An 8,986-nucleotide genomic window follows, 5' to 3' on the forward strand; every position below is an offset into this window, starting at 1 on the left:
AGGGCGCGTCGGTGAGCGCGGGAATAGGGGACAATCATTGGATCGCGAGCGAGTGGAACGACCGGATCTCCTCTTTGACGCTCGCTCCCACGTGCTACGTGGAGGTGTTCCAGAACGTCGAGTTTGGGGGCGCGGGGCGGACCTTCTCAGGCAATACGGCGAGGCTCCCAGACGGGTGGGACAACACGATCAGCTCTTACAGTTGCAAGTGCTTTTGACGTGTTTTCGGGGCTGCCTCGACGCGCCGTCGGATCTCCCTCGCCCGCCTGCGCGAGCTCGTTCGACGCGGCGGCGGTGCTTTGGGGCGCGCTCGGCAGGCGCGCTGGTATTTCGGGGTAGCGCGGCGCCGACGAGAAGCGTGAAGTCCGGATTCGCCGCCCTGCGAGCGGGCGGCTTCGTGGCTTGACGGGCCCCCGCCGCGAGGGCAACGACATGCCAAGGGGCGTGGAGCGCTCCGCCGGGGAGGTGCAGCATGATCGGAAAGCCATGGGTGGGACTGTTCGCGCTGGGCGTGGTCTCGGCCTCTTCCCGCGCCGACGCGTGTGTCACGTTTTACGAGGGCGTCAATTACGGGGGCGCGTCGATGAGCGCGGGAGAGGAGAGCAAAGATTGGGTCGGGGACGAGTGGAAGGACCGGATCTCCTCTTTGCGGCTCGATCCCGGGTGCGCCGTGGAGGTGTTCGAGAACGCCGGTTTCGATGGCGCGACGTGGATCTTCTCGCACTCCGCGGATTCGCTCGGAGAGTGGAACGACAGGATCAGCTCTTACGTTTGCCTGTGCGATTGACGCGTTTTCGGGGCCCTCTCAACGCGCCGTCGGATCCCCCTCGCCTGCCTGCGCGAGCTCGTTCGACGCGGCGGCGGCCCCTCGAATGAGCTCTCGCGCGCCCGCACGCAGGGAGGGGAGCCGCAGGCCGAAGCCGAGCCCCGCCAAGACGCACACGGCGCCGCCGATGCCGACCGTCGTCGGGACGCCGATGCGCTTGGCGATCCAGCCGGCCCCGAGCGAGCCGAGCGGCGTCATGCCCATGAACATCACCGCGTACACGGCCATTACGTGCCGACCAGCGAGACGAGCTGCCCGGCGAAGAACAGGCGGTCATTTCGCGACCGAAACGCCTTAGCGAAAGTTGACGGGCCCCGCTGCGAGCGCAACGACATGCCGAGGGCGTGGAGCGCTCCGCCGGGGAGGTGCAGCATGATCCAAAAGCTATGGGTGGGACTGTTCGCGCTGGGCGTGGTCTCGGCCTCTTCCCGCGCCGACGCGTGTGTCACGTTTTACGAGGACGTCAATTACGGGGGCGCGTCGATGAGCGCGGGAGAGGAGAGCAAAGCTTGGGTGGGGGACGACTGGAAGGACCGGATCTCCTCTTTGCAACTCGATCCCGGGTGCGGCGTGCAGGTGTTCGAGGGCCGCGATTTCGGGGTCCCGACGGGGGTATTCATGGATGACACGCCTTGGCTCGACGAGTGGAACGACAAGATCAGCTCTTTCTCTTGCTGGTGCGGTTGACGCGTTTTCGGGGCCCGGCGAAGAACAGGCGGTCATTCCGCGACCGAAGCACCCGAGCGAACCGGGTCATTTTACCGCCTTTCACCCGTCCACGTGAGCACGCGCCTCGCGCTGGTTTCCTCGATCGTCGCCCGTTTGGCGGCCGTCCCGCCCTTTTCCGATTGTCGGGGCCGTGCTCGCGTGGCCGCAGAGCGTGCGTACACGTCCTCATGGCCTACGGGCTGTCCGTGCACACTGCAATGGAGTGGACCGCATATTGCTCTGACGTCCTCATCGGAACGGCGTGCGACGCCGGCCGGCCGAGGATCGTCGAAAGCGTCGCCGGATCCTCCTTGTCGAGCCGCGGCGGAGGCAAGCGCGTGCTCTTCGTCTGCTCCACGTGGGCATGCGACACGGCGGCGGCGACGGCGATGGCGATGCTGAAGCGGGAGGGCGTCGAGACGAAAATGATCTCGCCGGGCCACATCGGGCACCTCGTCGACGATCGCGTGATCACGCTCATTCGCGAGAATTGGCCGTGGGTCGTGCGCGATCGCTCGGGCGCGCTCGGGCCGTGGTGATGGCAGGTCACTCGATGAGCGCGACCCACTTCGAGAGGATCCGCTTCCCACCGTGCGTGCCGCATTCGCCCTCACACAAGCGGACGGGGGTGGCCACGCATTGGAACGTGCCGCAAGTGTTACAGTCGTTGTCGCCCAGTTGGGGGCTATAGCAGCCGCCCCCCTCCAAGACCCAATTCTCGATCCATCCGCTCGCCTGTGCGATCCCGGCGAGCGAGGACCAAGCTGCGATGGCGAAGATTCCGGCACCAACCGATTTGTAAAGGGTCTTCATCCGCGCATCCTTCTCACTCGCCCTCGCGGCGAGCAACGTCGAGCCCTCACCACGCCGCTCCGCGATGGCGTGCCCACGCTGTTCCTGCGCCACGGCCTGCCCGGTCGGGAGCCCCTTCTCATCGGATGAAATGCCTTTGCCCCCGATTGTCGTGGACTGTCGGTTTGCTATCCTCTTTCAATGTTACGGAAACGCCAATCGATTCCGACAAGCGCCCCCCTGCTCCTCTCCCTCGCGCTCACCGCTTTCGGCTGCACGACCCCCGAGGAGCCCGATCCCCCTGTGGCGCCCCCGCCCATTTCCGAGGCCGACCTCGACTACACCGAGGTCCAGCCGGAGCACCCCGTCTCGGCGGTCGTGGACGCGAAGATCCGCGCCGCCCTGAAGATCATCGCGGAGACGGGCGCGTCCTCCGCCACGACGCCCGGGGCGCGGCTCGCCTCCGAGACGCTCGCGCGAATTCGAGAGGGCGGCGCCCTGCTCGATACCCTCGACGACGCCAAAGCCGAGGACCTCTACCACATGTGCCGCGACTACAAGCTGCACCACCAAGGCTCTCGGTATCCACGATGATCTCTCCACCCAGGGAGATGCGCAGCCGCCGCCCGGCCTCCTCGATGCGGACGTGATCGCTCTGGTTCGCCATGTCGCCTTGCTCCCGGCTCGGATGTCCTGGCCCCTACTCTAGCGCAGAGGTCCCCCCGCGGAGGCGGAGGCGGGCGCGGAGGCGGAGGCGGAGGCGGGCGCGGAGGCGGAGGCGGGAGCGGAGGCGGAGGCGGAGGCGGAAGCGGAAGCGGAAGCGCAGGCGGAAGCGGCGGCGACAGCGGTGGCAGCGAAAGCGGATGCGCCTGCCACCTCGGCGCCTCGTCCTCATCCCCCGGGACCCTCGTCCTGCTCGGCCTCGGTTCTCTTCTCGTGTCGCGCCGTCGCCGCCATCGTTGGTCTGCCCTCGACAAAACCCCTTGAGGTTTTTCACGACACGCGTCCGGTTGCCTGCTCGTGCCATCCGTGCTTACTCACCCTCATGCACCAGCGGCTCCTGCCTTTTGCGGTGGCCTTCGTGCTCGCCGGTTGTGGAAATCCGACCGCGGACGGGCCGAAAGGCCCCACGGCCCTTCGCAAGGTCGCGCCGAACGAGCTCCGCGCCCCTTCCGACTTCGCGAGCATCGAGGACACACGCGAGCGATCCCGCGCCCTCTTCCTCGAAGCGAGCCGCGTGTTCACGCATCCCCGCTGCGTGAACTGCCATCCGAACGGCGACATCCCCCACCAGGGGATGAACATGCAGCTCCACGACCCGCCGTCCGTCCGCGGGCCCGAGGGCCACGGCGTCGTCGGGATGGAATGCACGAGCTGCCACCAGGACAAGAATGTGGAGCTCACCCGCGTCCCCGGCGCGCCCCACTGGGCGCTCGCGCCGATCGAGATGGCGTGGGTCGGCAAGTCGCCGCGCCAGATCTGCGAGCAGATGAAGGATCCCAAGCGGAACGGCGGCAAGTCGCTCGCCGCGATCGTCGAGCACAATGCCCACGACGCGCTCGTCGGCTGGGGATGGCATCCGGGGGCGGATCGCGAGCCGGTCCCGGGGACGCAGGAGCAGTTTGGCGCGATCGTCGCGGCCTGGGCGGAGTTCGGGGCCGAGTGCCCCGCGGAGGGGGCGAAACCATGAGCGTGCGTATCCGCGTGAACGGCGTTGAAAAGACGCTCGACGTCGACCCCGAAATGCCCCTGCTCTGGGCGCTCCGCGACGTGCTCGGTTTGACCGGCACGAAGTACGGATGCGGTCAGGCCCTCTGCGGCGCGTGCACCGTGCACCTCGACGGGCAGGTCGTGCGCGCGTGCGTGACCCCGGTTCGCCGCGCCGACGGCCACGCCGTGACCACGATCGAAGGCCTCGCGCCGGACGGGAGCCATCCGCTCCAGCGCGCTTGGGTCGAGCTCGGCGTCCCGCAATGTGGGTTTTGCCAGGCCGGGCAGATCATGACGGCGGCCGCGTTGCTCAAGGCCAAACCAAAACCCTCGGACGACGAGATCGAGCAGTCGATGGCCGGAAACCTGTGCCGATGCGGCGCCTACCCGCGGATCTGCGCGGCGATCCGCAAGGCCGCCGGGATGCCGGAGGGCGAACGATGAGCGGCGATGCCGTGCGCGTGACCCGGCGCTCGTTCCTCGTCGGGTTGAACCTCTCCTTGGCCGGGCTTGCGATTGGCCTCCCTGCCCTCGCCGACGAGCCGAGCGGCCGCGCCGGGCCCGGCCCACGGCATGTGGTGCCCGGGGAGGAGGCGAAGGCCCCGGGGCTCAACCCGAATCCGTTCGTCCACGTGGCGCCGGACGGGACGGTGACGATCGTCTGTCACCGCTCCGAAATGGGCCAGGGCGTGCGCAGCTCGATTCCTGTGCTCATCGCCGACGAGCTCGGCGCGGACATGGCGCGCGTCGTGATCCAGCAGGCCGTCGGCGACAAGAAGTACGGCGATCAGAACACCGACGGATCGAGCAGCATCCGGAAGTTTTACGATGATCTCCGGTACGTCGGCGCCACCGCGCGCATGATGCTCGTCGCGGCCGCGGCGGCGAAATGGAAGGTGAAGCCCGAGACGTGCGAGGCGCGGGGGAACATGGTCCACCACGCGCCGACGAAACGTTCGCTCGGCTTCGGCGAGCTCGCGGAGGCGGCGGCGAAATTGCCCGTGCCCAAGCGCGAGGACGTAAAACTCCGGCCGAAGAGCGAGCTTTCGCGGGTGAACAGCCCATCCTTGCCGCTCCTCGACGGGCCGGCCGTCGTGACGGGTCAGGCGGTGTTCGGGGCCGACGTGAAGCTGCCGGACATGCTGATTGCGGTGATCGCGCGGCCGCCGGTGGTCGGCGGGAAGGTCGCCCGGTACGACGCGTCGCGCGCCTTGAAGATCCCGGGCGTCAAGCGGGTGGTCGAGATGCCCGCGGCGCAGCGGCCTTATGGGTTCCAGCCGTGGGGCGGCATCGCGGTGCTCGCGGAGAACACCTGGGCCGCGATGCGCGGGCGCGCGGCGCTCGACATCACGTGGGATCCCGGCGACAACGCGGTGTACGACTCGGTGGCCTACCGGGAAAAACTCCTCGCTTCGGTGCGCGAGGCGGGGACGCCCTATCGCAACGTCGGGGACGTCGACGCCGCGTTCGCCAAGGCGGCGCGGGTCGTCGAGGCGGAGTACGTGGTTCCGCACCTCGCGCAGATGCCGATGGAGCCGCCGGTCGCCATTGCGCGGTTCGCGGGCGGGCGCTGCGAGGTCTGGGCGGCGACGCAGCACCCGCAGGCGGCGCGGACGCAGGTGGCGAAGACGCTCGGCCTCGGCGAGGACGCGGTCACGGTGCACGTGACGTTGCTCGGCGGAGGGTTCGGGCGGAAATCGAAGGCGGACTTCTCCGCGGAAGCGGCGTTCCTCGCGCGCGAGGCGGGCGTGCCGGTGCGCGTGCAATGGACGCGCGATGACGACATTCACCACTGCTATTACAATGCGGTGAACGCGCAGCGGCTCCGCGCGGGCCTCGACGCGAACGGCAAGGTGATCGCGTGGCACCATCGGACGGCGTTCCCGCCGATCGCCTCCACCTTCGGCGACGTCGACAAGCCGGCCATCACGGACCTCCAGCAAGGCGTGCTCGATGTCGCGCTCGACGTGCCGAACGTCCGCGCCGAGGGCTGCAAGGCGGAGGCGCACGTGCGGATCGGCTGGTATCGGTCCGTGTACAACATCTTCCACGCGTTCGGGATCGGCTCTTTGATCGACGAAATCGCGCACGCGCGCGGCGCCGATCCGCGGGACGTGTGGCTGGAGGTGATCGGCCCGCCGCGGACCCTGAGCCTTCAGGAGCTCGGCATCGAGAAGCTCGTCAATTACGGGGAAAAACTCGAAAAACACCCGGTCGACGCGGGCCGGTTGCGGCGCGTGCTCGAGCGGGTGACGGCGTCCGCGAACTGGAGCGGGCGGAAGAAGGACGGCCGCGGCTACGGGCTCGCCGCGCATCGGAGTTTCGTCACGTACACGGCCGTGGTGCTGGCCGTCGTGCCCGACGAGCGGAACAAGGTCCGCGTGGACGAGGCCTGGATCTGCATGGATGCCGGCTCGGTGGTCAACCAGGACCGCGCCCGCGCACAGATGGAGGGCTCGGTGGTCATGGGGATCAGCAATGCGTTTTTCGGCGGGATCACCATGAAGGGCGGCGCGACGGAGCAGTCGAACTTCCGGGACGCGCGGATCGCGCGGATCGGCGAGGTGCCACGGAAGATCCACGTGGACCTCGTGCCGAGCGACGGGCCTCCGTGCGGCGTGGGCGAACCGGGCGTGCCGCCGGTGGGCCCGGCGCTGGCGAATGCGGTGTTCGCCTTGACGGGCAAACGAATCCGCGAGGTCCCGATCGTGCGGGGGCTCTTCGCGTAGAGCGCCGAACGGTTCGGCGCCCTACTCGACCGCGCCGAGGAGGTTGCCCGAAGGGTCGACCTCCTCGATGAGCTTTCGCACGTCGCGCTCCGAGGGCGCGACGGCGAGGGGATACGCTCCCCCCTTCATGCTCAGGGACACCATGTTGAAATGGGAGGTCGAGACCGAGATCACCTGTTTGTTTCGAATGCGGGACTCGGCCTCTGCCCAGGAGATCTCCTCGATGTCGTCGCGGTAGAGGAACTTGAGCTCCTCGCGGGGGATCTGCGCCAACAGCTTGGCCAGGTCGCCTCGCCTGGGCGCGGTGGTGTAGTGTTTCTGGCCCTCCCTCTTGACCACGTACACGCGGCGGGTCCGGGTGCCGAACACGCGGTCGACCTCCTGGCGCTGGATGAGCGTGGCCGCTTCGGACCAGGGAATCTCGGTGTAATTGGGCGGTAGCCACGGAGGCGGGGGACGAAGGGGCGCCGCGGCCGCGCCGATGCCCGCGACCGCGCTTTTCGGCTTCTCCGGCGCCAGGTCTTTGCAACCGAGCAGCAGGAGGAGCCCGCTCGTTGCCGCGACGAGCATGCGCCGAGGAAAGGGCACGAGGTCCACGAACGCCATGCCTCAGCTTGCCAGGCGTGTCGCGCCCGTGGCAAGGGTCCGGGATGCCGCGGGGCGCGATTCGGGCTAGGAAAGCACCATGGCGCACGTCCTCGTGATCGATGTCGGCAGCTCGTCGGTGCGCGCCGCCATTTGTGACGGGAGCGCGCGTATCTGCCGCGAAACGGCCGAACCGTATGCCTTCACGGTGGCCGCGGACGGCACCGCGGAGGTGGATGCGCGCAAGCTCCGCGCGTCCGTCGAAGGGTGCGTCGATCGAATCCTGGCGAACGCTCCGCCGATCGAGGCGGTCGCGGTGGCGACGTTCGTGGGGAATTTGCTCGGCGTGGACGCCGAGAACCAGCCCGTGACGCCCGTGTTCACGTATGCCGACACCCGCCCGTCCGCGGATGTCGAGGCATTGCGGACCGAGGTCGATGGCGCCCGTCTCTATCAGGCGACGGGCTGCCCGTTGCATACCGCGTATCATCCGGCGCGCCTGCGCTGGTATGCTCGGAACGGGCGGATCATGCCTGCGACGTGGCTCGATTTCGGCACGTATCTCTATCGTGCTTGGTTCGGCCGGGAGATCCCGTGCAGCTCTTCCGTGGCCTCGTGGAGTGGCCTGCTCGACCGTGCTTCGCGGAGCTGGTCGGCTGAATGGCTGAACATTCTCGGGCTCACGCCGGATTACCTTCCGCCCGTGGTCGGCTCTCGGCATGCCGAGATGGGCCTCATGCCCGCTCATGCCCAGCGCTGGCCCGCGCTCCGCGACGCGCCGTTTTTTCCGGCCATCGGGGACGGCGCGGCGGCGCATGTCGGCAGCGGCGCGATTTCGCCTCGAAGCACGTCGCTGACCGTCGGGACGACCGCGGCCTTGCGGCAAATGCGTGTTGCGGAAACCCCGCCGTGCCCTGTGCCGAAGGGGCTCTGGGCCTATCGCATCGACGAAACACGCGAGCTCATCGGAGGGGCCACGAGCGAAGGGGGCAATGCCCACGCCTGGGCGCGCGCGCATCTGAGGCTCGACGACGAGCCGCTCGTGTTTGGCGAGCCCTTCGCGCACGGTCTCACCGTTTTGCCCATGTTCGCGGGAGAACGTAGCCCCGGTTATCGGCCGGATGCCACGGCCACCCTGCACGGCTTGCGGCTGTCCACGACCCCGCGCGACATCGTGCAGGCCTTGTACGAATCGATCGCTTTGCGGCTCGCGCAGATTCACGACGCGCTCGGCGGCAGCGACGCCCTGTACGCCGGAGGCGGCGCGCTCTCCGCTTCCCCCGCCTGGGCCCAGATGTTCGCGGACGCGATGCAGACGCCCGTTCATCTCATGGGCGACGAGGCCACGATGCGCGGCGCGGCCATGCTGGCGCTCACGGCGCGGGGCCTGGGATCCCTCGCATCCCTCGCCCCGTCCGCGTCGCGAATCTTCGAGCCGCGGCCGGAGGTCGCCGAAGTGTATCGCGCCGCGAAGGAGCGGCAGATCGAGCTTTATCGAAGGCTTTATTCGTAGGCGATGGCGAACGAGCTCATCTGGGAGCCGCTGCGCTGGGGCTTTGCCCCAGGCCCCACCGGGGCTATCCGCCCCTGGACCCGGACCAGCGCAAGCGCTGGACCCGGGGTCGATGAACTGCGC

12 protein-coding genes are annotated in these 8,986 nt (G+C 68.5%); 9 read left to right on the top strand and 3 right to left on the bottom strand.

The window, feature by feature from the left end; translation table 11 throughout:
- Together KEG57_RS49130 and KEG57_RS49135 are read left to right on the top strand one after the other, a co-directional pair.
- On the top strand, positions 1–218 hold a 218-nt coding region (locus KEG57_RS49130), incomplete at its 5' end, for a hypothetical protein (protein WP_276605288.1).
- 254 nt (positions 219–472) lie between these two features.
- The gene (locus KEG57_RS49135) at positions 473–787 is read left to right on the top strand and encodes a peptidase inhibitor family I36 protein (protein WP_272459274.1); all 315 of its coding nucleotides are present in this window, start codon (positions 473–475) and stop codon (positions 785–787) included.
- Between the two features lie 18 nt (positions 788–805).
- Here KEG57_RS49135 and KEG57_RS49140 read toward each other — a convergent pair whose 3' ends face one another.
- Complete coding sequence (locus KEG57_RS49140; protein WP_272459272.1) at positions 806–1,054, bottom strand: hypothetical protein; 249 nt, start codon at positions 1,052–1,054, stop codon at positions 806–808.
- A gap of 144 nt (positions 1,055–1,198) precedes the next feature.
- On the opposite strand from KEG57_RS49140, the gene KEG57_RS49145 reads away from it, so the two are divergent.
- Both KEG57_RS49145 and KEG57_RS49150 read left to right on the top strand, forming a co-directional pair.
- Positions 1,199–1,513 (top strand): peptidase inhibitor family I36 protein, encoded by a 315-nt coding sequence (locus KEG57_RS49145; protein WP_272459271.1) that lies wholly within the window; start codon positions 1,199–1,201, stop codon positions 1,511–1,513.
- A 227-nt stretch (positions 1,514–1,740) separates the two neighbouring features.
- Entirely contained in the window at positions 1,741–2,073 is a 333-nt protein-coding gene (locus KEG57_RS49150; RefSeq protein WP_272459270.1) for a hypothetical protein, read from the top strand.
- Positions 2,074–2,080: 7 nt separating this feature from the next.
- Here the strand turns inward: KEG57_RS49150 and KEG57_RS49155 are convergent, their stop codons facing one another.
- A complete protein-coding gene (locus KEG57_RS49155) occupies positions 2,081–2,347 on the bottom strand; it encodes a hypothetical protein (RefSeq protein WP_272459269.1) in 267 nt (88 codons plus the stop codon).
- A gap of 180 nt (positions 2,348–2,527) precedes the next feature.
- Here KEG57_RS49155 and KEG57_RS49160 point away from each other — a divergent pair, with 180 nt between their 5' ends.
- The 4 genes from KEG57_RS49160 to KEG57_RS49175 all read left to right on the top strand — a co-directional run bounded on the left by KEG57_RS49160 (position 2,528) and on the right by KEG57_RS49175 (position 6,765).
- Entirely contained in the window at positions 2,528–2,920 is a 393-nt protein-coding gene (locus KEG57_RS49160; RefSeq protein ID WP_272459268.1) for a hypothetical protein, read from the top strand.
- 451 nt (positions 2,921–3,371) lie between these two features.
- The gene (locus KEG57_RS49165) at positions 3,372–4,016 is read left to right on the top strand and encodes an Isoquinoline 1-oxidoreductase subunit (protein ID WP_272428588.1); all 645 of its coding nucleotides are present in this window, start codon (positions 3,372–3,374) and stop codon (positions 4,014–4,016) included.
- Positions 4,013–4,480 carry a (2Fe-2S)-binding protein gene (locus KEG57_RS49170; RefSeq protein ID WP_272428590.1) on the top strand — a complete coding sequence of 156 codons (468 nt, stop codon included), beginning with the start codon at positions 4,013–4,015 and terminating at the stop codon, positions 4,478–4,480. The genes KEG57_RS49165 and KEG57_RS49170 overlap by 4 nt, the downstream gene beginning before the upstream one ends.
- Positions 4,477–6,765, top strand: coding sequence for a xanthine dehydrogenase family protein molybdopterin-binding subunit (locus KEG57_RS49175; protein WP_272459267.1), 2,289 nt, complete (start codon positions 4,477–4,479; stop codon positions 6,763–6,765). Before KEG57_RS49170 ends, KEG57_RS49175 begins: the two co-directional genes overlap by 4 nt.
- 21 nt (positions 6,766–6,786) lie before the next feature.
- Here KEG57_RS49175 and KEG57_RS49180 read toward each other — a convergent pair whose 3' ends face one another.
- The gene (locus KEG57_RS49180) at positions 6,787–7,371 is read right to left on the bottom strand and encodes a hypothetical protein (protein ID WP_272428593.1); all 585 of its coding nucleotides are present in this window, start codon (positions 7,369–7,371) and stop codon (positions 6,787–6,789) included.
- Positions 7,372–7,450: 79 nt separating this feature from the next.
- Here KEG57_RS49180 and KEG57_RS49185 point away from each other — a divergent pair, with 79 nt between their 5' ends.
- Entirely contained in the window at positions 7,451–8,863 is a 1,413-nt protein-coding gene (locus tag KEG57_RS49185) for a gluconokinase (protein ID WP_272428594.1), read from the top strand.
- Positions 8,864–8,986 lie beyond the last annotated feature (123 nt).

Source organism: Polyangium jinanense (assembly GCF_028435365.1).

Coding starts and splice junctions, on each gene's coding strand:
- KEG57_RS49135 (WP_272459274.1), top strand. CDS start 473: ATGATCGGAAAGCCATGGGTGGGACTGTTCGCGCTGGGCGTGGTCTCG.
- KEG57_RS49140 (WP_272459272.1), bottom strand. CDS start 1,054: ATGGCCGTGTACGCGGTGATGTTCATGGGCATGACGCCGCTCGGCTCG.
- KEG57_RS49145 (WP_272459271.1), top strand. CDS start 1,199: ATGATCCAAAAGCTATGGGTGGGACTGTTCGCGCTGGGCGTGGTCTCG.
- KEG57_RS49155 (WP_272459269.1), bottom strand. CDS start 2,347: ATGAAGACCCTTTACAAATCGGTTGGTGCCGGAATCTTCGCCATCGCA.
- KEG57_RS49160 (WP_272459268.1), top strand. CDS start 2,528: ATGTTACGGAAACGCCAATCGATTCCGACAAGCGCCCCCCTGCTCCTC.
- KEG57_RS49165 (WP_272428588.1), top strand. CDS start 3,372: ATGCACCAGCGGCTCCTGCCTTTTGCGGTGGCCTTCGTGCTCGCCGGT.
- KEG57_RS49170 (WP_272428590.1), top strand. CDS start 4,013: ATGAGCGTGCGTATCCGCGTGAACGGCGTTGAAAAGACGCTCGACGTC.
- KEG57_RS49175 (WP_272459267.1), top strand. CDS start 4,477: ATGAGCGGCGATGCCGTGCGCGTGACCCGGCGCTCGTTCCTCGTCGGG.
- KEG57_RS49180 (WP_272428593.1), bottom strand. CDS start 7,371: ATGGCGTTCGTGGACCTCGTGCCCTTTCCTCGGCGCATGCTCGTCGCG.
- KEG57_RS49185 (WP_272428594.1), top strand. CDS start 7,451: ATGGCGCACGTCCTCGTGATCGATGTCGGCAGCTCGTCGGTGCGCGCC.